We start from the raw sequence: 22,055 nt of genomic DNA, 5'->3' as shown, positions 1-22,055 counted from the left end.
GCACGCAGATGTGAGCGGCCTTGCGCCTTTATGGCGGCGCTTGGCCTTGCGGCGCATAACTTCGTGCCCGATCATAAGGCCATGTGGATTGCGCGGTTTCGCCTAGCGAGCATTTGCCTTGTCGTATTCGCGCTTGCCTCGATCTTTCCGGCAAGGGCGTCGGCGCAGGATCTCGGCCCCGCGCGTCTCGCCTTTGCGCGCGGCGCGTTTGCCGAGGCTGCTGCGCTCGCAAGGCCGGTTGCAACCGCCGAGGGGCTGGCTTTTGCCGCCCGGGCCGCGATTGTGGAAGGCGACTTCATCGCACCGCCGCCCGAGCGCCGCGCCATACTCCTTCGCGCCGAAGCGGATGCTCGCGCCGCCATTGCGCTCGATCCGCAGAACCTTGAGGGCCATTTGTGTCTGGCGCTTGCGCTTGGTTTCATCGGCCGCATGGATGGAAGCCTCGCCGCGCATTTCGCGGGCTATGCCGCCGAAGCACGCGCGCATATCGACAGGGCGCTCGCGCTCGATCCGAACAGCGCCTGGGCGCATGCGCTTCTCGGCGGCTGGAATCTCGAAATCGTCCGCGATGGCGGGATGATCGGCGAAACGATCTATGGCGCGTCGCTCGATCAGGGCCTTGCCGCCTATGCCCGCGCGCTGTCGCTGGAACCCGACAATGTCGCTATCGCCTATCAATATGCGCTGCAATTGATCGCGCTTGGCGGCCCGCTGCACCGCATCGAGGCCAAGCGCGCATTGGCAACGGCCTTGAATGCCGAACCGCAAGATGAACTGGGCAGGCTCGCTCGCCGCCGTGCGCAGCGCCTGAAGCTGGTGCTCGACACGCGTGACGACGCGGCACTAAGGGCGATCCTGCATGAGCAGCTTGGTCAATTCGAAAACGTCACGTTGCCGCAAAACGCGCCTCGCCCCGGCAACGTGCATCCCGGCGCTATTGGCTCGCCCAGATAATCCGCGCCATCCAGAGAACGTCTTCCGGCTTCAGCACGCGCATATCGAAGGCGGGATTGAGCGAATGCAGCTCGATGCGTTTTTCGCTGCGCCGCGCCAGCACCTTTGCCATGACCTCGCCCGTGATCGTTTTCACGACCACTCGGTCGCCCTTGCGAATGGAAGCGGCGGGAGAGACGACGATGACGTCGCCATGGCGATAAACGGGAGCCATGCTGTCGCCGGAAACTTCCAGCGCATAGGCGTTCTCGTCTTTCACATCCGGCAGCGAAACCTCGTCCCAGCCGCCGCCGACGGGAAATCCCGCATCGTCGAAATAGCCGCCGCCACCGGCTTGTGCGAGACCGATCAGCGGGACGCGCCGGGGCCGCGCCGCGCCGCCCTCGCCCTCGACCAGCATGACGAACTCATCGAGGCTTGCCCCCGTCGCGTCGAGCACGCGCGCCAGGCTCTCCGTGCTCGGCCAGCGCGGCCGCCCTTCCGCCGTCACGCGTTTCGATTTGTTGAATGCGGTCGGATCGAGCCCCGCCGCCTTTGCCAGCCCCGAAACCGAAAGCCCGTGACGCTGCGCAATCTTGTCGATCGCCGTCCAGAGGCGGGGATGCGAGAGAGAAGGGGGCATGGCAGGCTCCATCTCTAGGTTGATATTCCTAGGAATGATAACCCATAAATATCGCCTCGCCATAGGCCGTTCTTGTCCCCGCATACCCCCGCCGCTACATTGCGCGCGCATCGAGCGAGGGAAAAATGACGGCGCGGACCATCTACAAGATCGTGAGCGAGGGCGAGTGGCGCGCGGCGGAGGCGGCGGGGCGCTTTGATGGCTCGGCGGTCGATCTGAAAGACGGCTTCATCCATTTTTCGACCGCCGAACAGGCGCATGAAACGGCGGCCAGGCATTTTGCCGGCGCGCTCGATCTGCTGCTCGTGGCGGTCGATGCATCCGTCCTCGATCTCAAATGGGAGCCGTCGCGTGGCGGCGCTCTTTTCCCGCATCTTTATGCGCCGCTGCCGATGAGCGCGGTGCGCCGTGTCGATCCCCTGCCGCTTTGCGCCAGCGGCGAGCATCGTTTTCCCGATTTGACCGAGTGAGCTTCATGAACCTCTTCCCGCTTGCCCGCCCGGCGCTGCGATTTGTCGATCCCGAACGCGCGCATCGCCTGACGATCATTGCGCTGAAGAGCGGCCTCGGTCCGCGCCAACACGGTGCCGATCCGGCATCGCTCGGCGTCGATCTCTTCGGGCTGCATTTCCCGAACCCTGTCGGCATCGCGGCGGGCTTCGACAAGAACGGCGAAGTGCCGGACGCCATGCTCGCCATGGGCATGGGCTTTGCTGAAGTCGGCACCGTGACGCCGCTCCCGCAAGCGGGCAATTCGCGCCCGCGCATCTTCCGCCTTGAGGCGGAACGCGCTGTCATCAATCGTCTCGGCTTCAACAATGAGGGCCATGATGCGCTGAAGCGCCGCCTTGAAGCGCGGCGCGCGCGCGGCGGAATAGTCGGCGTCAATATCGGTGCGAACAAGGACGCTGCCGATCGCATTGCCGATTACGAAACAGGAATTGCCGCATTCGAAGGCCTCGCGAGCTATTTCACCGTCAATATTTCCTCGCCCAATACGCCGGGCCTGCGCGCGCTGCAAAATCGCGCCGAGCTTGAGGCGCTGGTGTCGCGCGTGCTGAAGGCGCGCAAGGGAAATGTGCCGATCCTCCTGAAGATCGCGCCCGATCTCACTGCGCCTGAACTTGCCGATATCGCCGCCGTTGCGCTCGATATGCATCTCGACGGGCTCATCGTCTCGAATACGACGATCCGGCGCGAAGGTTTCGTTTCGGGTCCGCATGCCCATGAAACCGGCGGACTGTCCGGCAAGCCGCTTTTTGCGCTGTCGACGGAAGTGCTGCGCGACATCTACCGCCTGACAAAGGGACAAATCCCGATCGTCGGCGTCGGCGGCATTGCGAGCGGCGCGGATGCTTATGCGAAAATTCGTAGCGGCGCCTCGCTCGTTCAGCTTTACTCGGCGCTGACCTATGAAGGCCCCGCACTTGTTGCCAGCGTTAAATGCGATCTCGCCGCAGCCTTGGCCCGCGACGGATTTTCGCACGTCGCCGATGCCGTCGGTGTCGATGCGAAGAACTGGTAAGGCCATCAACCGGAGTAGAAGACATGTCCGACGTCACGATCTGGCATAATCCTCGTTGCAGCACATCGCGCGCCACGCTGTCGCTTCTGGAGCAGCATGGGCTTCAGCCTGAAATCGTCGAATATCTGAAGACGCCGCCAAGCGCCGCTCAGTTGAAAACGGTGCTGAAGGAATTGCACATGCGCCCGCGCGAGCTGATGCGCAAGAAGGAAGCAATCTACAAGGAACTCGGCCTCGACGCTGAAAGCCTCACCGACGACAAGCTCGTGCAGGCGATGGTGGATAATCCAATCCTGATCGAGCGCCCGGTCGTTCTCTTCGGCAAACGCGCAGCGCTGGGCCGCCCACCGGAAAACGTGCTCGATCTCTTCAATGATATGGGCTGAGCGCGGCGCGCCGCACCGAACCATAAAAGGGCAGTAGCGTCGCCGCTCTCGCGACATAGAAAATGGCAAGCGCTGCCCAGAGCCCGTTATTTCCATATGCGGGTGCAAGAAACCACCACGAGACGAGGAAGATCGTCAGCGCCGCCGCCATGGCGTTGCGCATCTCGCCGGTGCGCGTCGCGCCGATGAAAATGCCGTCGAGCAGGAAGCACCAGACGGCAATGGATGGAACGAGCGCCGCCCAGGGAAGATAGATCCGTGCTGCCGCCCGCACGTCTGGCGCGGTCGTCAACGCGTCGATAAGCAGCGGCCCGGCAAAATATACGAATGCCGATAATGCGAGCGCCGTCACGCCAGCCCATAGCGACGAAAGAAACACCGCCCGCTCCAGCGTTCTCTTGCTGCGCGCGCCGACAGCCTCGCCGACCAGAGCTTCCGTTGCCGAGCAGAACGCGTCGAGCAGAAATGCCGACAGGGCGATGAACTGGCCGAGCACGGCATTGGCCGCAAGCGTCACATCGCCCGCTCTCGCGCCCTGTGCGGTGAAAAACGAAAAGGCAAAGATGAGGCAGAAGGTGCGCAGCATGATGTCGCGATTGACGGCGATCATGCGGCCAAGCCGCACGGGATCGAGAAGCTGCGCGCGCGTCCAGCGACCAGTCCAGCCGATGCCTTTGAGGTCGCGCCAGGCGAGCGCCCCGCCAAGACCGGCGGCGGCGATTTCCGCGATAAGCGTGCCTGCCGCGACGCCTTTCACCGCCCAGCCAAAGCCTGCGACGAAAGTGACGTTGAGCACGATGTTGAGGCCGTTCATGAAGACCTGCACCACCAGCGCGGTCTTTGCTTTTTGGCGGCCGATGAACCAGCCGAGCAGCGCGAAATTCGCCAGCGTGAAAGGCGCGCTCCATATGCGGATCGAAAAGAAATCATGCGCCATGGCCTGCACCTGCGCGCTGCCCTTTAGAAGCGCGAAAGCTGCGAATGCAATCGGCCATTGCAGAAGAATGAGGCTGAACCCGATGGCGAATGCGACGAGCAGCGCGCGGGCGAGATTGGCGCTCACTTCTTCCGCGTCGCGCGCGCCCAGCGCCTGAGCGGTGAGGCCCGTGGTCCCCATGCGCAAAAAGCCGAAGCCCCAATAAACGAAATTGAAAATCGTTGCGCCGATTGCAATGGCGCCGAGCGCCGCCGGATTGGGAATGCGCCCGATGACGACCATGTCGGCTAGGCCGAGCAGCGGCGTCGAAATATTGGAAAGTACAATCGGCCCGGCAAGTCGCAGCACCGAGCGGTGGGTGACGGGCTTGGCCGCCGTCTCCATTCAGCGGTCGCCGGTCAGGGCGGCGAGGTCCGGCGCGCCTGCCGCTGCAAGCTGCGCCAATGCGAAGCCGGTGAAATGCGCGTCGTGCGTTACCTCCCGGATCGCGAAGGGCGGGCTTGGATAGGCGCTCATGGTTTCATCGTCATCGAATTCGACTTCGGCAAGAACCAGCCCGGCAAGCGGCGCGTCGAAACGGTCGACTGAAATGCGGCGGCCTGCAAGGCTGAAGCTGTGTCGATGTTTCTTGAGCACCAACCCGCCGAGCACGCGCATCTGCGCATATTCGCTTTCGCTGAGATAGATCGTCGTGATGAGCCGATGGCGCGGATCGGCAAGCTGCGTCTTCTTCGACAGGCGCAAATTGTCCACACCGCCATGAAGCGGCGCGGCTGAACGCAATCGCAACGCGCTGTCCGGCAGATAGTAATCGACGATCTCGAATATCTCCGGGGCGGAGATCGCCTCCTCCGGCATTTGCGTGCAGAGCCAGCGCCGCTCGCGCTCGATCTGTGCATATTTGAGATGCGGATAACCGGCAGGCGGTGCGATCTCCGGCCTGTCCATCAGCCGCCCGCTTCGTCCGCCGCCTTGAGGAGGAAGTGCCCATGCGCGGTCGCGATGGGCTTCGTGCGATCTTCCTGCCAGGCTTCGACCAGCACGGTGGCGACGCGACGCCCCTGCTTGGTGATGCGCGCACGGCCATATGTGTCGAGCGGCTTGCCCGAACGCAGATAGTCGATGGTGATGCCGATGGGCTTCGGCACGGCGGTGATGCCCGTCTCGAAAGCGAGTTGGATGATCGCCGTCATTTCGAGGAACGCGCCGATGGCGCCGCCATGCAGCGCAGGCAATACCGGATTGCCGATGAGCTTGTGCTCGAAGGTCATCACGGTCGTGATTTCATTGCCTTTCTGATCGACGTTGATATTCAGAAAGCGCGCATAGGGGATCGCGGAAATGAACTTGTTCAGGTCCTGGCGGGGCGTGGCGTCTGCTTTTGTCTCGCTCATGGTCAGCCCTCGCTCTTCGGCTGCTTGACTGCCGCCGATATGTAATCCATCGGCGTCGCGCGATTTGCTGCGAGCATGAAGGTACCGACGCAGGTTGCAATCGGGTCCGCTTCATCCGTGTGATAGGCCGTGCCGCGCACAAAGGCGATATTGCGCGTGACCTTGTAGCAATGCGCATGACCCATAAGGGCAAGGCCGGGCGTCGCCGGCTTCATATAGTCGATCCGCAAATCCAGCGTGGCAATCGACATGCGCTCGGGCAATGCGAGCTGCACGGCGGTGCCGCAGGCATTGTCGAGCATCGTCGTGATGACGCCGCCATGGATGACGCCTGTTTCCACATTGCCGATGAACTTCTCGTCATAGGGAACCGACAGCCACGAATGACCGGGCTTGGCATCGACGATAGTCAGGCCGAGCGCGCGGGCATGCGGCACGTGCTGGATCAGCACGTCTTTCATGTTCTGGATGGCTTGGGGGGTAAGTTTGAACTCGCTGGCCATTCTCTATCGCGGCTTTTCATATTTTGATTGACGGGGGCAAGCCCGAACGGGCTGGATGAGGCCAATCTACTGCCGGGGACCGGAATTTGCGAACCCCATTTAGTTGCGTTCAGAAGGAAGGCCATATGCTGGATACCGTCACGGAATTTACGCCCGTGGAGGATTTTTCCAACCTCGACACCAAGCTCCAGCAACTTCTGAACTATTGGCAGGGAAAAGGAAGCGAGGGCGTTCTTCCGTCGCGCAAGGACATCGACCCGATCGAAATTCCGCGTCTGATGCCGCATGTCGCAATGGTCGATATTTTGCGCGACCCGCTCGATTATTACTATCGCCTGTCGGGCACGCATCTCGTCGAGATGATTGGTCATGATCGTACAGGCCGCCGCATGCGCGAATTTTTCACCGCACCGGCCATCGAGGCCGCCGAGCAGATTCTGGAGCGCCTGTTGTCCAGCCGCAAACCGCTCGCATTCGAAGGACGGCTATACTGGATCGAAAGAGACTACTTGGCGTTTCATGCGCTGATTTTGCCGCTCGCCGCCGACGGCCATACGGTCGATATGGCCATCATGGGTGTGCATTTCGGCCCGGCTGACGTGCCCCGTTAAACGCCGGATGTGCTCAACCTATTGATTCGGTGTCGGTTTTGGCCGCAGGGACCCTGCGTCAAATTGACCTTTCTCCGGCTTCGTCTAGATTAGAGCCATGGGGCGCAAGTGGCCTCGGGGAAACAGGGGACTTGCAGTGGTTTGGAAGTGCGGCAGCTCATGCCGGAACGTGGAACGCGTATGAACGAGGTCAAGGAGAAGCAGCCGCTTGTGAAAGAGGCCGGAGCTTTCTTGTCGTCGGGCAAACCGATGGGCAAGCGTGAGCAGACGAAGCTCAACAACCGGGAAGCGATACTGAACGCGGCGCGTGAGGTCTTTGCCGAACTCGGCTATGGCGCGACGACTGTGCGCGACATCATCCGCAAGACCGGCCTCGCTTCCGGCACCTTCTATAATTACTTCAAGAGCAAGGAAGAGGTCTTCGAGGCGATCATGGATGACGGCATGCGCCGCATCCGTCCGCGCCTCAAGGCCGACCGCATACGCTCGCGCAACTTCGAAGAATTCATCCGCAACGCCTATCGCACCTATTTCGATTATCTGGCGACGGACCGGCACACATTTCAGATGATCCGCGGCAACCAGACCTGGTTTCGCGTGCGCATGGATACGCCGGAAATTCTCGCCGGTCTGGAAGAGATACGCGAATATATCGAGGAAGATATTCGCGACGGCAATCTTCCACCCGTCGATAGCGAATATCTGATGGCCGCCGTCGTCGGCATTGCCATGGAGATCGGCGATCGCATGATCCTTCGCACCGAAGTGGAACCCAAGATCGCCGCCGACTTCGCGACGACGCTGGTGCTGAAAGGCTTTGAAGCCTTGCCGCTGAAACCTCCATCACGAAAATAAATAGTCCAACCTCGAGGCCGCGCGTGAACGTCCAGAAGCTTATCGTCCGCACTTTGCTCAAATTGCCAGACGGCGCGCTCCTTGCCATGACAGGCGGTGCGCCGCTGCAGATCGATGGACGCGTGCTTGATGCGCGCATGCAGTTCCTTGCCGCACAAGGCGCAAAGGCGCCTTCGATCACGACGCTCGATCCCGTGGCGGGCCGCGCGGCGACCGCGCAGGGCCTTGCCCTGCTTGACGGCAAGCGGCATTCGCATGTCACCGTCAAGGACATCACCATACCCGGTGCCGAAGGCCCGCTCGATGCGCGCCTCTACACGCCGAAAAACGCGACGGGCCCCTTGCCCGGCCTCGTCTTCTTTCATTTCGGCGGTTGCGTGATCGGCGATCTCGACACATGCGATACCTTCTGCTCGATGCTGTCGCATATCGCCGATTGCGTCGTGATGTCGGTCGCCTATCGCCTCGCGCCCGAACACAAGTTCCCCGCTGCCGCCGACGATGCGCTGGCAGCCTTTCGCTATGCCTGCGCCAACAACACCGCGCTCGGCATGACGCGCCGTATCGGCGTCGGCGGCGATTCAGCGGGAGGATATCTCTCCGCCATCGTCGCGCAGGAGACGATGCGCGCGGGTGAGGAAACACCCGTGACGCAGCTTCTCATCTATCCCGTCACCGATATGGAATGGCAGGGCGGCTCATGGACGAGCTGCGAGAACGTCTATCCGTTGACGCGCGACATCATGGAGTGGTTCATCGCGCAATATCTCCGCGCGCCCGCCGACGCGGCCGACCTGCGCGCGTCGCCCCTGAAAGCGACCGATCTCGAAGGCCAGCCGCAGGCTATCGTCATAACCTCCGGCTTCGACGTATTGCGCGATCAGGGCATCGCCTATGCCGACCGGCTGAAAGAGGCGGGCGTGAAGGTGACTTACCGTTGCTACGACAATCTCGCCCATGCCTTCACGGCCATGACGGGTGCGGTTCCCGCGGCCAAGCGTGCCTGCGAGGAAATCGCCCGCGATCTGCACAGCGCGCTCCGCGGCTGACCGGTCTTGCCGGAACGCGACACCCTGTGCTATCTCCGTTGCGTCCTTAGGGGAGTAGTCGCCCTCCGTCGTGAGACTGAGAGGGGTGCGCGTCAACATACTTGATCCGCTTGCGGGTCATGGCGCGTGCAGGGGCTGCGGGAATATTCCGCGCCGATTGACGAGACCTTTGGCTTGATGCGCGCCTCCCGGCCGGGCGGTGCGCTGTCGAGTCATTGGTTTTGAGCGCGCCCGGCCCCGAGGAATATTCATGGAAGCCTTCCTTATTTCTATGTCGGCGGTCGCCGTCGCCGAAATCGGCGACAAGACGCAACTGCTGGCTCTGGTCTTCGCCGCGCGCTTCCGAAAGCCCTTGCCGATCATCGCGGGCATTTTCGTCGCTACCATCGTCAATCACGCGCTTGCCGCCGAACTCGGCATTCTGGTCGCAAGCTGGCTGACGCCGCAGATTTTGAACTGGGTGCTTGGCGTTTCTTTCCTCGCGGCAGGCGTCTGGATGCTGATCCCCGACAAGGTGGACGATGTGTCGGACGGCACAGGCTCGCGCTTCGGACCTTTCATCACGACGACCATCGCCTTCTTCCTCGCTGAAATGGGCGACAAGACGCAACTCGCAACGATCGGCCTTGCCGCCCGTTTTCACGATCTCCTTGCCGTCGCAGGCGGCACGACCATCGGCATGATGATCGCGAATGTGCCTGCGGTATTTCTGGGCGAGGCGGCAGCAAAGGCGCTTCCCATGCAACTCGTGCGCGGCACGGCGGCGGCGATCTTCGTCGCGCTGGGCTGCGTCGCCATCCTCGAAGCATTGGGCATCGTCTAGGCGTGGAAGCCCGATCGCCCTATGCTTCTTTCAAACAAAATTGAAAATGGGGAGACGCCGATGCGCAGCATGCGCGTGCACGAATTGTCGGAAGACATATCTGTCCTGCGAATGGATGAGGTGACGCTGCCGCCGCCGCGCGCAGGCGAAGTGTGTCTGCGGCTGAAGGCTTGCTCGATCAACTTTCCTGACATTCTGATGGTGCAGGGCAAATATCAGTTCAAGCCGGAGCTTCCCTTCGCGCCCGGCATGGAAGGGGCGGGCATTGTTTCGCAAGTCGGCGAGGGCGTGACGAAGCTGAAGGCGGGCGATGAGGTCGTGGCAGGTCTGCGCATCGGCGGCTTTGCCGAGGAAGTGAATATCGCGGCCGAGAACTGTCGCCCCATGCCGAAGGGCATGGACTTCATCAAGGCCGCCGCCTATCCGGCAGCCTACCTCACCGCTTATGTCGCGCTCATCATCCGCGGCAATCTGAAAGCGGGCGAAACGCTTCTCGTGCATGGCAGCACCGGCGGCGTCGGCATGGCGGCGGTCGATATCGGCAAGCTCTGGGGTGCGAAGGTCATTGCGACATCGGCATCGGATGAGAAGCTGAAGGTCGTGAAGGCGCGCGGCGCCGATCATGTCATCAACGTGACGCGCGGCTTCCGTGAAGAGGTGAAGGAACTGACGGGCGGCAAGGGCGCCGATGTCATTTACGATCCGGTCGGCGGCGACGTCTTCGACGAAAGCGTCCGCTGCATCGCCTGGAACGGTCGCCTTCTCATTATCGGTTTCACGAGCGGGCGCATTCCGAGCGTTTCGGTCAACATGCCTCTCATCAAGGGTTTTTCCGTGGTCGGTGTGCGTGCCGGTGAATATGGCCGCCGCGACCCGGAGGCGGGCAGGGCGAACATCGAGGCGATCGATCGTCTCGCTGCCGAAGGCAAGATCGACCCCTATGTCTGTGCGACCTTTCCGCTCGATCACGCGGTTGAGGCGATGCGCATGCTGCAAAACAGACAGGCGATCGGGAAGGTCGTCATAACGATGGATTAGTCGCAGTAGCCGGATAATAATGCGCGGGCAACAAAGGAAAACACGAATGAAGTCGCTCGCGAAAATCGGCCTGATGGCTACTCTTGCGCTTGCCCTGTTTGCCTGTTCAAAGCCGTCCGAGCTGGTGGTCGGCCAGACAAGCGTCGGTCCGATCACGATCAAGGCCGAGTTCGACGTCGCCACGATCAAGAAGCTCTTGCCGAAACTCGAGGTGGAAGCGGCGGTTTCCTCCGCGCTCCAGCCGGGCGAGCATGTCATACGGGTTTCGAGCGGCAGCAAGCCGCTCTTCGAAATCTATCCGTCCATGGACCGAAAGAACGTCGAAAGCATTCTGGTCATTGACGAAAGCGTCAAGGACGACAAGGGCGTCCATATCGGTTCGTCATTTTCCGAGGCGATACCGGATGGAAACCTGAGCGAATGCATGTCGGGAGCAGGCGAGAAGACAGGTCGTCTCTATTGCCCGCAGCCCGGTTCCACGCATGTCATCTATGAATTGCAGGGCGCGACGCCCGCGGCGGAAGGGGAAGTGCCGCCCGTCGAGACGCTGAAGACCTGGCGTGTGACGTCGATGCTTTGGGATGGTCGCGAGTCCGCGCACTAGGCACGGACCCGCTCCAGTTCTCGTCAGACGCTGCGCTGCGCCTTGTCCTTGTCGTTTGCCGAACGGATCATTTCGCGCATTCCGTCCCACTCTTCTTCCGACAGCTTCGACAGGCGCGAGAAATTGCCGCCGCCTGCATTGAAGCCCGCGCCGTCAATGGCGATGCACTGGCCGGTGAGATAGTCGCAGCCATCGGCCATCAGGAATGTGGCGAGGTTTTTCAGCTCGTCCATTTCGCCGACGCGCCCCATCGGAATGCCCTCGCGCGAGGTGTCGCCGTCGGTTGACTGGCCGGGGCTCAGCCGTTCCCACGCGCCCTTGGTCGGGAAGGGGCCGGGGGCGATTGCATTGAGGCGAATGCCGTATTGACCCCATTCGGCGGAGAGCGATTTCGTCATGATGTTGATACCGGCCTTCGACATGGCGGACGGCACGGTGAAGGGACCGCCGTTCCACACCCAGGTCGTCAGGATCGAGATCACGCTGCCCTTGTTCCCGCCTTCGATCCAGCGCTTGCCGCAGGCATGCGTCACATAGAAGGAGCCGTGAAAGACGATGCCCGCAATGGCATCGAAGCCCTTGGGCGAGAGGTCTTTCGTCGGGCTGATGAAATTGCCCGCCGCATTGTTGACGAGGCCGGTCAGCGGCCCGCCATCGGCCCAGATTTCGCCGATCATGTCGTCGACGGCGGCGGCGACGCGAATATCGACGCTATGCGTTTTGACCGAGCCGCCATGCTTGTCCATCAGCTCCTTGGCGGTGTCGTCGAGAACATTCTTGCGGCGTCCGCAAATATAGACTTCCGCACCGAGCCGCAGATAGTCCTCAGCCATTTCCCTGCCGAGGCCCGTGCCGCCGCCCGTCACCAGAATGCGTTTGCCCTTCAGAAGTCCGTCGCGAAACATGGTCGACATATCATCCTCCATAAATTGTTTTGCGAGAGGATAGCAGGCGCAAACGCATTTGCACGCGAGGCAAGATGGACCTAGCGGAACGCTGCGTCAGCTCACTTCCGCTCGATCAGGAAGGTCCAGAGCCGCACAAAAAGCCAGATCGGCACGACGACAACCGCGCCGAGCAGGATGTAGCGGACCGACCAGTCTATGGCATCGAAGCCCATGTGCCAGATGCGCGCGACCGTATCCAGAAAATCGCGCCAGAGGTCGATTGGCTGAATGCCGAAGAAGGCCAGCAATATGCCGACGACAACCGAGGCGACGGCGAGCTTCATAAGCGTAGGAAGAATAGGGCCGCCAAAAATCTTCTGCATGCTTCGTCTACCGATCAGTTTGTGCGCGAGGTGTCCGCAGGCCATCCTGCCCCATATGCGGCAGGGTTGGAATATCGATACCGCTGGCTTGGAAGCGATCCTTGACGGTCCGCAGCACCGAGAATTTTACAGCCTCCAGATCGCTGGTCGCAGCCCAGATGCGGACCAGAAGATCGACCGAAATGTCGCTGAAGGCCGCGACGGCGATGACCGGCGCTGGCGTTTTCAGAATGCGTGTGTCGCCGTCAACGACGCTCTGGAGATCGGCAAGCGCGCGGCCGAGATCGGTTCCATAGCTCACGCGGAAAAGCAGCTCCAGCCGCCGCGTCGGGTGATGGCTCATATTGCGTACAGGCTGCCCCCAGACGGCGCTGTTCGGCACGATGATCTGAATATTGTCCGCAGTCGTGAGTTCCGTCGTGAAGAGCGTGAGCTCCTTCACCGTGCCTGCAATGCCGCCGACCTCGACCGCCTGCCCGGCGCGGAAAGGCCGGAAGATCAGCAGCATCACGCCCGCCGCGACATTGGAGAGCGTGCCTTGCAGCGCGAGGCCGACCGCGAGACCTGCAGCGCCAAGCAACGCCACGAGGCTTGCCGTCTGCACGCCGAATTTCGCCAGCACCGCCAGAACGGTGAATATGATGATGATGTAACGCACGAGGCTGCCGAAGAAGCCCTGCAGCGTCGCATCGACATGCGGCATGCGCCGCAATGCGCCGATCGTCCATTTCCGGGCCTTGCCGGAGAACCAGAGGCCCAGAACCAGAATGATCAGGGCGGAGGCGAGGCCAAGCCCGTTCTCGATGAGAAGCGGCCAAAGGGTGTTCATATCGACAATGAAGTCACGCGTAATGTTTGCGGTCGGCACGAACAATACTCCGGTCAAAATTCAACTCTGGCAGGGCGGGGTCAAGTTTCCCATGGATTGCAGGCGCGGGGAACGGTTTATAGTTCGCACATGAAAAGGCTGCCTCGAAAAGCGCCGACCGCCTTGCCTGCCGGGCGCCTGCCCGCGCAGTTCGAGCGCTGGTTCACGCGCCGGGGGTGGGAGCCGCGCGCCCATCAGCTTGCACTTCTCGACCTTGCCCGCGCCGGGCGCTCGGTGCTGCTGATTGCGCCGACGGGAGCGGGTAAGACGCTTGCTGGCTTCCTGCCGAGTCTTGTCGAGCTGAGCGAGAACCCGGCGCGCAAACGTGGCCTCCACACACTTTATATCTCGCCCCTGAAGGCGCTGGCCGTTGATGTGAAGCGCAACCTTGAAACGCCGATTGCCGAGATGGGTCTGCCCATCGCCATCGAGACGCGGACGGGCGATACGCCGTCTAACCGCCGCCAGCGACAGCGCCGCGAACCGCCCGACATTTTGATGACGACGCCGGAACAACTGGCGCTGCTTCTCTCCTATGCGGATGCGGATATTTTCTTTGGCAATCTGCAATGTGTCATCCTTGACGAATTGCATGCGCTGGCGAATTCAAAACGCGGCGATCTTCTGTCATTGGGTCTTGCGCGTCTGGCAACACTCGCCCCGTCGCTGCGCCGCGTCGGCCTTTCGGCGACCGTTGCCGAACCCGATGAACTGCGCCGCTATCTGATGCCGCAGCCCATGGGCGGCGAGCTTCTGAGCGATGTCGTGGTTGCGCCGCCGGGCGCGACGCCGGAGATCGGCATTCTCGTGCCGCGTAACCCTGAAAGCGACAACGAAGACGACGCGCGCATTCCCTGGTCCGGCCATTCGGCGCGTCACGCCATGCCCGCCGTTTATGACGCGATCAAGGCGAACAAGACGACGCTTGTCTTCGTCAACACGCGCAGTCAGGCCGAACGCGTCTTTCAGGAACTCTGGCATCTCAACGAAGACGGGCTTGCCATCGCGCTGCATCATGGTTCGCTCAGCGTCGAGCAACGGCGCAAGGTGGAAGCCGCGATGGGCGCAGGCACGTTGCGCGCCGTCGTCTGCACCTCGACGCTCGATCTCGGCATCGACTGGGGCGAGGTCGATCTCGTCATTTGCATCGGCGCACCGAAAGGCGCGAGCCGCCTCGCCCAGCGCATCGGTCGCGCGAACCACAGGCTCGATGAGCCGTCGCGCGCACTCCTTGTGCCTGCCAATCGCTTTGAAGTCCTTGAATGTGAAGCCGCCCTCGAAGCGGCCATCGAAGGCGCGCAGGACGGACGCATCCGCCGCGAAGGCGCGCTCGATGTGCTGGCCCAGCATGTGCTTGGACGTGCCTGCTCCGAACCCTTTATGCCTTCGGCGCTATATGACGAGATCCGCGCGGCCGCACCTTATCGCAATCTCGCGCGCGAAGAATTCGACCGTACGGTGGATTTCGTCGCGACGGGCGGCTATGCGCTCAAAACCTATGATCGCTATGCGCGCCTGCGCCCCAACTCTCCCATGACCGGCGACATGCGCCTGCGGCCTTCGTCGCCGAAAGTCATTCAGCAATATCGCATGAATGTCGGCACCATTGTCGAGGCGGCGATGGTGAAGATCAGGCTGGTGAAAAAAGGCACACGCCCGCGCGGAAATTATGGCGGCCGATTGCTCGGTGAGATCGAGGAATATTTCATCGATCAATTGACGCCGGGCGACACTTTCATTTTCGCCGGACACATATTGCGCTTTGAAAGCCTCGTCGAGACCGAGGCCTTTTGCAGTCGCGCCGAAGGCGGCGAGCCGATGGTTCCCTCGTATTACGGCGGCAAGTTCCCGCTCTCGACCTATCTGGCGGAACGCGTGCGCGCCATGCTTGCGCATCGGGAACAATGGGCGGCGCTGCCCGATCAGGTGGCGGAATGGCTGCGCATGCAGGAATGGCGCTCTGTGTTGCCGCGCGAAGGCGAATTGCTGATCGAGACATTCCCGCGCGGGGATAAATTTTATCTCGTCTGTTATCCCTTCGAAGGCCGCCTCGCGCATCAGACGCTTGGGATGTTGCTGACGCGCCGCCTCGACCGTGCGGGCGCGCGGCCCATGGGCTTCATCGCCTCGGAATATGCGCTGGCGATCTGGGGCCTGCGCGACATGGGATTGATGGCCGAACGCAATGAGCTGCCGCTTGGCGAACTTTTCAACGAAGACATGCTCGGCGACGATCTCGACGCGTGGCTCGCGGAATCAAACCTGCTGAAGCGCACATTCCGCGACTGCGCGATCATTTCCGGCCTGATCGAACGCCGCTATCCGGGGCAGGAGAAGACGGGGCGTCAGGTGACGTTTTCCTCCGACCTTATTTACAACGTGCTGCGCGAGCACGAGCCGGACCATATTTTGCTGCGCGCCACCTATGCCGACGCGGCGACCGGTCTTCTTGATGTTGCCCGCGTGGGCGATATGCTGAAGCGCGTGAAAACGCATATCGTGCTGAAAAGGCTTGATCGCGTCTCGCCGCTTGCTGTGCCCGTCCTTCTCGATATCGGCAAGGAAGCGGTGCATGGCGAAGCGAACGAAGCGCTCTTGAGCGAAGCGGCAGATGAATTGATCGACGAGGCGACGCGGCTTGTTTGACACTCTGGCACAAGGCAGCGAGGAAAAGCTCAGCGCATCGCGCGAATTGCGCGTATGCGGCGCCGCGCTGACCGTGCTTGCCGAAGGCGCGCTCTGGTGGGAAGCCGAGCGCATGCTCGTGGTCGCCGACCTGCATCTTGAAAAAGGCTCGGCCTATGCCGCGCGCGGCATCGCCTTGCCGCCTTATGACACAAGAACCACGCTTGCCCGTCTCGATGCCCTGATGAGGCGGTTCGCGCCCGCGCGCCTCGTAGCGCTTGGCGACAGTTTCCATGATCGCGACGCTGAAAGCCGGATGGATGAAGCCGATGCAGCCGCTCTCGGCGCACTGACGGCGCAAACGGATTGGGTGTGGATTACAGGCAACCACGATCCCGTGCCGCCGCGCCGTTTCGGCGGAACGGTGATGCACGAGCTTCGCACCGGACCGCTGACTTTCCGCCATGAGCCGCAACCGGCACCCGCAAGCGGCGAAATTGCGGGACATCTCCATCCATGTGCGGCGGTGCGCGTGCGTGGCCGCCGCTTGCGCCGACGTTGCGTGGCGTCAGATGGAACCCGCGCGATCATGCCCGCTTTTGGTGCCTATGCAGGCGGGCTCAACGTGCTGGATGAGGCTTATGAAAATCTGCTGCCCGCATCGGGTTTTCATGCATGGATGATGGGCGCGCGAAGCGTGGTGCCGGTTGCCGCTCATCGCCTTGAAGGCGACTAGCCGATCAGTGTCGCCACAAGCGATACACCCAGACCAAGCTCCACCATGATCGTGAACGGCAGTTGCAGCGCGCGATACCAGCCTGGCGTCGGGCTTTCGTCGTCCAGACGCTCGGCAAACAGCAAAAGCAGAAATCCGACCATCAGCGCCGCAATCGCCATGCGCACATCCATGAAGAGCACGATCCAGGCAAAGGGAATGGGGAGCGTCGCAATGGCAAGCGGGCGAAACAGAAGCTGTTGCCCGCCCGCCGACACGGCAATGCCCCAGCGAATGCCGCCGAGGAATGAAAGCAGCGCCGCGCCGTAAGCAACCTCCGCCCGCAGCACGCCCTCAGAGCCGGGCGCGGGATAGGTGAAGAAAATAATCATCGCCATGGCAACGAGCGGCACAAGCGCGCCATAGCCGAGGATTTGCATCGCGGCCGACGCATGCGGCTTGGCGGCTGCGGATGGTTCCGCCAGACGTCCCTCGATGCTCATGATTCCCCCGTTCGCCGCCCGTTAGCCGAGCTTTGCGAGGAAGGGAAACACGTTGAGCAGGGTTATGGCAATCCTCTCAAACGAGCCGAGCGCCATCAAAAGCCCCGTTCCGGCAAGCAGCACGCCGGCTGCCTTCTCGATTTTTCCCATATGACGGCGAATGCGCACCGCAAAGGCGAGGAAACCGCGCACGGCAAAGGCCGCGGCGAGGAAGGGGATGCCAAGGCCCAGCGAATAGGTAGCAAGCAGCGCCACGCCCGAGGTCAGGCTTTCCTGCGATGCGGCGATGGCAAGGATCGTTGCGAGAATGGGCCCGATGCAGGGTGTCCAGCCAAAGGCGAAGGCAAGGCCGAGCACATAGGGGCTGAGAAATTGCAGCCACAGGTTCTGCGTGACATCGCCGAGATGGTTCGGCTGAAACCGCGCCTCGCGATTGAGAAAGCCGATGCGCAACAACCCCATATAGTGCAGGCCGAAGATGATGATGATGACGCCCGCGATGCGGCCGAGAATTTCCTTATGCGCAAGGATCAGCGGATTGATCGCCGATGCGCTGGCGCCGAGCGCGACGAAGATGGTGGTGAAGCCGAGCACGAAACCGATCGCGCCGAGCGCGACGCGCCGCGTCAGCCCTTCGGAGCCGAGCACTTCGCCGCGCGCATCTTCCCGCGTCAGTTCCTCAAACGAAGTGCCGGCGATGAAGCAGAGATAGGCGGGCACGAGCGGCAATACGCAGGGCGACAGAAAGCTCAGCAATCCGCCCGCCGCCGCCGCTGCATAGGAAATATCGAACGCCGCCATTTAGCCCTGCTTTGGATAAAGGATCATCTGTGTGCAACGGAAAAGTGCGATGACGCGGTTCGTCGTGTCGTTGCGCACTTCGACGTCCCAGACATGTGTGCTCTTGCCGCGATGGGCCGGAACCGCGCGACCGGAGATGACTTCGCCTTCTTTCGCCGAGCCCAGAAAATTCGTCTTCAGCTCCACCGTCGTGAAGCTCGCGCCTTCGGGCAGATTGGGCGACATGCCCGCTGCGCAAAGCCAGTCGGCCAGCGTGATGACGACCGGCGCCCAGAGGAAACCCGTGCCTGCGATAACCGGCTCCGTCACCGTCATCTTGCCCGTGACGAGTTCGGCTTCGCAGATTTCGAGTTCGATGCCGACAAGCCCCGGATGCTTGTGTCTGGCAAACTCGTTGAGACGCGCGACGCGCTCTTGCGACATGTTCGATATCCCCCTGTTGGTCAGGCGGCGACTATAGCGGAATTAGCGTTCGCGCAGCACCGCCGAGGCGATCCAGCCCGCAAGCGCCGCACCCAGAATGACGAGCAATCCGTAGAGAAGCGCGCTGTTATGCGCAAAGCGATAGAGGAAGCGTTCAAGACCGCTCTTGTCGATATAGAGCGGCGAGGAAATCGCGTCGACCACTTCTCCGTTGCGCATCAGGAAAACGGTTGCGGTATATAGTCCCACCGGCACATTCGCCGGAATATCCACCGTGGCCCGAAAGAGCGTCTGGCCGAGGAAAACGATGCCGCCGGGATCGCTGATATAGAGCTTTTCCCGCTTCTTGTTGCGGATCAGCGCTTTGACGAAGTTCTTTTCCTCATCAGGCGGGAGAATTTCGACGCTGCCATCCATGGCCTGCGCGAGCGGTGCACCGAAATCCACATTGTCGATGCCGATCTGTTCGCGTTGCAGTACCTCGACGCCCGCGGTCACTTCCAGCGGCCTTGTGCTGGCGACAGCGTAATAGCCCGGCACCTTGGGAAAGGTCAGAGAGTCGTGATTGACCCAGATGCCTGCAATGCGCGCCTTGCGCCTCACTGTGACGGGGCGTGCGGGCCCGGAGACGACAATGACCACGTCGCGGTCTAGATCGCGCTCATCGGCGGTGTTCACCTCGATGGCCCCGAAGAGAAGGATTTGCGTGCCGTTGAAATTCGAGCGGATGCGGATCTGATGTTCCGACAGGTCCGTCACAAGCTGCGCCGCGTGAGCTGATGCGCCGCCGAACATGAGCGCGGCGAGAAACAGCAGGGCGCCTATGCGGTATCGCGCGCTCATGAATGCGGTATCGCGTCGGTGATGGAATAGAAATCGGGTGGCGTGGTCACGAGGTCCCAGCCGAGGCGCAATCCCATCAACAGCACGAGAGCCGCAAGCATTGCGCGCAAATGCTCGCCCTTGAGCCGCGAGGAAGCGCGCACGCCGTATTGCGCGCCGACGACGCCGCCGACGACCAGAATAAGTCCGAGCATCGCATCGACGGTCTGGTTCTCAACCGAATGCATGACGCCGGTAAGGCCCGTCACGAAGACGATCTGAAACAACGATGTGCCGATGACGACGGATGTCGGCATGCGCAGGAGATAGATCATCGCCGGGATCATGATGAAGCCGCCGCCGACGCCCATGATGGCCGACAACATGCCGACGAAGAAGCCGATGAGAACAGGTGGAATGACGCTGATGTAAAGCTTCGAGCGGCGAAAGCGCATCTTGAAGGGCAGGCCGTGCATCCAGCTATGCTGCCCGCCGCGCGTTGCCGGAATGGGCGTGCCGCGCCGCGTCGCAAGCATGGCACGCACGCTTTCGATCATCATCAAGGCGCCGATGATCGAAAGGAACACCACATAGACAATGGAAATGGTGAGGTCGATCTGCCCGATGCTGGTCAGCGCGCGAAACAGGAAAATGCCCGCAATGGACCCGAGGACGCCGCCCGCCAGCGTCACGCCGCCCATCTTGAAATCAATGGCTGCGCGCCGCCAATGCCCAAGAGCGCCTGTAACCGATGACGCGACGACCTGCATCGATTGCGTGCCGACCGCGACACCGGGAGGAATGCCGATAAATATGAGCAGCGGCGTCATCAGAAAGCCGCCGCCGACGCCGAACATGCCTGAAAGAAACCCGACCGCGCCGCCCATGGCGAGGATCACCAATGCATTGACCGGCAACTCGGCGATCGGCAGATAGATCTGCATGGCGTGCCCGGACTCCATCGGCCTTGAGCGGCCCGTTCATGCGTCCTCGGGGAATGTCGGAAGCGGCGTGTAAGACCGCGGAAGAAAATTCGAGAGCGCGATTTGCAGAGCTTAGCCGCTTTTGCAGAAGAAGGCGCGTCAGCGCGTCGCGATTTCGAGCGATTTGAGAAGGGCGGGATTGACGCTGCCCGTCTGATCGAGGCCAGCCGAACGCTGATAGCCGAGGATCGCATCGCGCGTGCGGGGGCCCATCAGCCCGTCCGAAGAGCCCGGATCGTAACCGAGCTTGATGAGCATGGCCTGCGCCCTGCCGAGGTCACTGCGTGCGCCATCGAAGCCGATGCTGCCGGTGACGTCGCTGCCGGGCGTCGCCCAGTGGCCCATCGAGGACAGATCGCCATTGGCGACCGGGTCGGGGCGCTTGGCCGCCCAGGTTTCCGCGGCGACCTTTGCCTGGGCAAGCGTCGTCGGGTCGAGCTTTGCCGCCAGTTCGTCGCGCTTTTGCGCCGCGCCCTTGTCGCCGCCCTTGGCTGCGATCGAAAGCCACTTATAGGCCGACGCCAGATCCTGCTTCACGCCGAGCCCGCGCTCCTGAAGGATCGCCAGATTATACTGGCTGTCGCCGAGGCCGAATTCCGCCGCGCTGTCGAACCAGCGCGAGGCGGTGAGGAAATCCTGCCGGGTGCCGCGCCCTTCGGCATAGATGACGGCGAGATTATGCATCGCCTTCACGTTGCCCTGCGTGGCGGCTTTCTCGTACCAGCTCCGCGCCTTCTCATTGTCCTGCGGAACGCCGCGGCCTTTTTCGTAAAGCGTGGCGAGCCTGTATTGCGCGATGGCAAGGCCCTGATCGGCAGCCTGATTGTACCAATAGGCGGATTGCGAGAGATCCTGCGGCACGTTCTCGCCATTGGCGTAACGCTGGCCGACTTCATATTGCGCGGCCGCATTGCCGGAGATGGCGGCGGAGCGCAGCGCGCGTTCGGAAGGCGGCACGTCGCCGAGCGGCGCGCTGGCAACCGGGGTGGCCGGTGCGGGGGTCAGTGTCGGGCCGGGCGTGATCGCGGGGCCGACGCTTTCGCGCGCGGCTTGCTTCTTCGGCGCGGGGATAACGGGAGCGGGGGCCTTTGCCGGTGCGGCAGGTTTCGTCGCGGGCACGAGAGGCGAGGTGGATGCCGGAGCTTCGGCAGCAGCCTTTGCTCCGACATCCTCCGGCGTGGCCTCCGGATTGGCTTGCGTCGGTGCAGCAGGCACTGTCACCGCGCTGGCGCTCGGCTTGGCTATTTCGGTGCTGGCGCCCATATCGCCCGGCGCTTCGCCGGTTGTTGCTTCCGTGGTGGTCTCAACAACAGGCGGGGGCGTCGTGGCGACAATGACGGGTTCGCGTTCGAGAAGGCGCATCGCGCCGATGGCGACAGCGATCAGCATCACGACGGCAATGGCGCCAAGGATGATTTTCTTGCGGCGTCCATCGCCCGTTTCGATGGCGGTGAAGCGTCCCGTGGTGTCCATATAGCCGTTCGGACCCATCATGGGCTGCGGCCCGCGACCGTTCATGGCGGCGGCCTGAGCTGCGCGACGGGCGGCGGCCATGAAGTCATTGGCAGCGCGCGCAGGCTCCTGCAGCGGATTGTCGAAATCCTGTTCTGCCTCTTCCTGCGGTTCTTGCGACGGCATGCCGAGCGTCGGCTCGCGACGCTCTTCCTCGCCTTCCGGCACGAAGGGCGGCGGCGGAGGCATGTCGGGCTTGAAGTCCGGTGTGAATGTATGGTCCGGCGAGACC

General features: G+C 62.1%; 26 protein-coding genes and 1 riboswitch. Of the genes, 12 read left to right on the top strand and 14 right to left on the bottom strand.

The window, feature by feature from the left end; all coding sequences use genetic code 11:
• Nucleotides 1-30 precede the first annotated feature (30 nt).
• On the top strand, nt 31-954 hold the full coding sequence (locus WA943_RS13325; protein WP_424470371.1) for a hypothetical protein: 924 nt from the start codon (nt 31-33) through the stop codon (nt 952-954).
• Here WA943_RS13325 and WA943_RS13320 read toward each other — a convergent pair.
• Nucleotides 935-1,576 (bottom strand): S24 family peptidase, encoded by a 642-nt coding sequence (locus WA943_RS13320; RefSeq protein WP_424470370.1) that lies wholly within the window; start codon nt 1,574-1,576, stop codon nt 935-937. The two genes, WA943_RS13325 and WA943_RS13320, sit on opposite strands and share 20 nt — an antisense overlap.
• Before the next feature lie 125 nt (nt 1,577-1,701).
• Between WA943_RS13320 and WA943_RS13315 the strand changes: the two genes are divergently transcribed.
• The 3 genes from WA943_RS13315 to arsC are packed head-to-tail and all read left to right on the top strand — an operon-like array spanning nt 1,702 to nt 3,487.
• The gene (locus tag WA943_RS13315; protein WP_424470369.1) at nt 1,702-2,046 is read left to right on the top strand and encodes a DUF952 domain-containing protein; all 345 of its coding nucleotides are present in this window, start codon (nt 1,702-1,704) and stop codon (nt 2,044-2,046) included.
• A 5-nt stretch (nt 2,047-2,051) separates the two neighbouring features.
• The gene (locus WA943_RS13310) at nt 2,052-3,101 is read left to right on the top strand and encodes a quinone-dependent dihydroorotate dehydrogenase (RefSeq protein WP_424470368.1); all 1,050 of its coding nucleotides are present in this window, start codon (nt 2,052-2,054) and stop codon (nt 3,099-3,101) included.
• A gap of 23 nt (nt 3,102-3,124) precedes the next feature.
• On the top strand, nt 3,125-3,487 hold the full coding sequence (gene arsC / locus WA943_RS13305; protein WP_424470367.1) for an arsenate reductase (glutaredoxin): 363 nt from the start codon (nt 3,125-3,127) through the stop codon (nt 3,485-3,487).
• Here arsC and WA943_RS13300 read toward each other — a convergent pair.
• Genes WA943_RS13300 through WA943_RS13285 form a run of 4 tightly spaced genes read right to left on the bottom strand, consistent with a single transcriptional unit; the run spans nt 3,471 to nt 6,321 of the window.
• Entirely contained in the window at nt 3,471-4,808 is a 1,338-nt protein-coding gene (locus WA943_RS13300) for an MATE family efflux transporter (protein WP_424470366.1), read from the bottom strand. The two genes, arsC and WA943_RS13300, sit on opposite strands and share 17 nt — an antisense overlap.
• Nucleotides 4,809-5,372 (bottom strand): hypothetical protein, encoded by a 564-nt coding sequence (locus WA943_RS13295; RefSeq protein ID WP_424470365.1) that lies wholly within the window; start codon nt 5,370-5,372, stop codon nt 4,809-4,811. It lies immediately after the preceding gene.
• Nucleotides 5,372-5,818 carry a PaaI family thioesterase gene (locus WA943_RS13290; protein ID WP_424470364.1) on the bottom strand — a complete coding sequence of 149 codons (447 nt, stop codon included), beginning with the start codon at nt 5,816-5,818 and terminating at the stop codon, nt 5,372-5,374. Before WA943_RS13290 ends, WA943_RS13295 begins: the two co-directional genes overlap by 1 nt.
• 2 nt (nt 5,819-5,820) lie before the next feature.
• Nucleotides 5,821-6,321, bottom strand: coding sequence for a PaaI family thioesterase (locus WA943_RS13285; RefSeq protein ID WP_424470363.1), 501 nt, complete (start codon nt 6,319-6,321; stop codon nt 5,821-5,823).
• A 125-nt stretch (nt 6,322-6,446) separates the two neighbouring features.
• On the opposite strand from WA943_RS13285, the gene WA943_RS13280 reads away from it, so the two are divergent.
• The 6 genes from WA943_RS13280 (at nt 6,447) to WA943_RS13255 (ending at nt 11,301) form a co-directional block, all read left to right on the top strand.
• Nucleotides 6,447-6,932, top strand: a complete 486-nt coding sequence (locus tag WA943_RS13280; RefSeq protein ID WP_424470362.1) for a PAS domain-containing protein — start codon at nt 6,447-6,449, stop codon at nt 6,930-6,932.
• A 180-nt stretch (nt 6,933-7,112) separates the two neighbouring features.
• Nucleotides 7,113-7,787, top strand: a complete 675-nt coding sequence (locus tag WA943_RS13275) for a TetR/AcrR family transcriptional regulator (protein ID WP_424470361.1) — start codon at nt 7,113-7,115, stop codon at nt 7,785-7,787.
• Between the two features lie 23 nt (nt 7,788-7,810).
• Nucleotides 7,811-8,836, top strand: a complete 1,026-nt coding sequence (locus tag WA943_RS13270; RefSeq protein WP_424470360.1) for an alpha/beta hydrolase fold domain-containing protein — start codon at nt 7,811-7,813, stop codon at nt 8,834-8,836.
• Nucleotides 8,837-8,880: 44 nt separating this feature from the next.
• Nucleotides 8,881-9,075: riboswitch (yybP-ykoY riboswitch) on the top strand.
• Nucleotides 9,076-9,086: 11 nt separating this feature from the next.
• The gene (locus WA943_RS13265; protein WP_424470359.1) at nt 9,087-9,659 is read left to right on the top strand and encodes a TMEM165/GDT1 family protein; all 573 of its coding nucleotides are present in this window, start codon (nt 9,087-9,089) and stop codon (nt 9,657-9,659) included.
• 60 nt (nt 9,660-9,719) lie between these two features.
• On the top strand, nt 9,720-10,697 hold the full coding sequence (locus tag WA943_RS13260; protein ID WP_424470358.1) for an NADPH:quinone oxidoreductase family protein: 978 nt from the start codon (nt 9,720-9,722) through the stop codon (nt 10,695-10,697).
• A gap of 46 nt (nt 10,698-10,743) precedes the next feature.
• Nucleotides 10,744-11,301 carry a DUF1131 family protein gene (locus WA943_RS13255; RefSeq protein WP_424470357.1) on the top strand — a complete coding sequence of 186 codons (558 nt, stop codon included), beginning with the start codon at nt 10,744-10,746 and terminating at the stop codon, nt 11,299-11,301.
• Between the two features lie 23 nt (nt 11,302-11,324).
• Here the strand turns inward: WA943_RS13255 and WA943_RS13250 are convergent, their stop codons facing one another.
• From WA943_RS13250 to WA943_RS13240, 3 genes are all read right to left on the bottom strand, one after another.
• Nucleotides 11,325-12,206 (bottom strand): SDR family oxidoreductase, encoded by an 882-nt coding sequence (locus WA943_RS13250; protein ID WP_424470404.1) that lies wholly within the window; start codon nt 12,204-12,206, stop codon nt 11,325-11,327.
• A gap of 101 nt (nt 12,207-12,307) precedes the next feature.
• Complete coding sequence (locus WA943_RS13245) at nt 12,308-12,571, bottom strand: DUF6460 domain-containing protein (protein ID WP_424470356.1); 264 nt, start codon at nt 12,569-12,571, stop codon at nt 12,308-12,310.
• Nucleotides 12,572-12,578: 7 nt separating this feature from the next.
• Nucleotides 12,579-13,457 (bottom strand): mechanosensitive ion channel family protein, encoded by an 879-nt coding sequence (locus WA943_RS13240; RefSeq protein ID WP_424470355.1) that lies wholly within the window; start codon nt 13,455-13,457, stop codon nt 12,579-12,581.
• 72 nt (nt 13,458-13,529) lie between these two features.
• On the opposite strand from WA943_RS13240, the gene WA943_RS13235 reads away from it, so the two are divergent.
• Together WA943_RS13235 and pdeM are read left to right on the top strand one after the other, a co-directional pair.
• Nucleotides 13,530-16,085: a ligase-associated DNA damage response DEXH box helicase gene (locus tag WA943_RS13235; RefSeq protein ID WP_424470354.1), complete on the top strand. Its 2,556-nt coding sequence runs from the start codon at nt 13,530-13,532 to the stop codon at nt 16,083-16,085.
• Nucleotides 16,078-16,800, top strand: a complete 723-nt coding sequence (gene pdeM, locus WA943_RS13230; protein ID WP_424470353.1) for a ligase-associated DNA damage response endonuclease PdeM — start codon at nt 16,078-16,080, stop codon at nt 16,798-16,800. The genes WA943_RS13235 and pdeM overlap by 8 nt, the downstream gene beginning before the upstream one ends.
• On the opposite strand, the gene WA943_RS13225 is transcribed toward pdeM, so the two are convergent.
• The 6 genes from WA943_RS13225 to WA943_RS13200 all read right to left on the bottom strand — a co-directional run.
• Nucleotides 16,797-17,282, bottom strand: coding sequence for a DUF3429 domain-containing protein (locus tag WA943_RS13225; protein WP_424470352.1), 486 nt, complete (start codon nt 17,280-17,282; stop codon nt 16,797-16,799). The two genes, pdeM and WA943_RS13225, sit on opposite strands and share 4 nt — an antisense overlap.
• Before the next feature lie 21 nt (nt 17,283-17,303).
• Nucleotides 17,304-18,083: a cytochrome c biogenesis CcdA family protein gene (locus WA943_RS13220; RefSeq protein ID WP_424470351.1), complete on the bottom strand. Its 780-nt coding sequence runs from the start codon at nt 18,081-18,083 to the stop codon at nt 17,304-17,306.
• A complete protein-coding gene (locus tag WA943_RS13215; RefSeq protein WP_424470350.1) occupies nt 18,084-18,506 on the bottom strand; it encodes a PaaI family thioesterase in 423 nt (140 codons plus the stop codon).
• A gap of 42 nt (nt 18,507-18,548) precedes the next feature.
• Nucleotides 18,549-19,349, bottom strand: coding sequence for a TIGR02186 family protein (locus tag WA943_RS13210; protein ID WP_424470349.1), 801 nt, complete (start codon nt 19,347-19,349; stop codon nt 18,549-18,551).
• Nucleotides 19,346-20,272 carry a sulfite exporter TauE/SafE family protein gene (locus tag WA943_RS13205; RefSeq protein WP_424470348.1) on the bottom strand — a complete coding sequence of 309 codons (927 nt, stop codon included), beginning with the start codon at nt 20,270-20,272 and terminating at the stop codon, nt 19,346-19,348. Before WA943_RS13205 ends, WA943_RS13210 begins: the two co-directional genes overlap by 4 nt.
• Before the next feature lie 138 nt (nt 20,273-20,410).
• On the bottom strand, nt 20,411-22,055 hold a 1,645-nt coding region (locus WA943_RS13200), incomplete at its 5' end, for a peptidoglycan-binding protein (protein WP_424470347.1).

Origin of the sequence: Parvibaculum sp., from assembly GCF_049651025.1 — a bacterium.
In the GTDB taxonomy this organism is placed as follows: domain Bacteria; phylum Pseudomonadota; class Alphaproteobacteria; order Parvibaculales; family Parvibaculaceae; genus Parvibaculum.
This window is presented reverse-complemented; position numbering and strand designations above follow the sequence as displayed.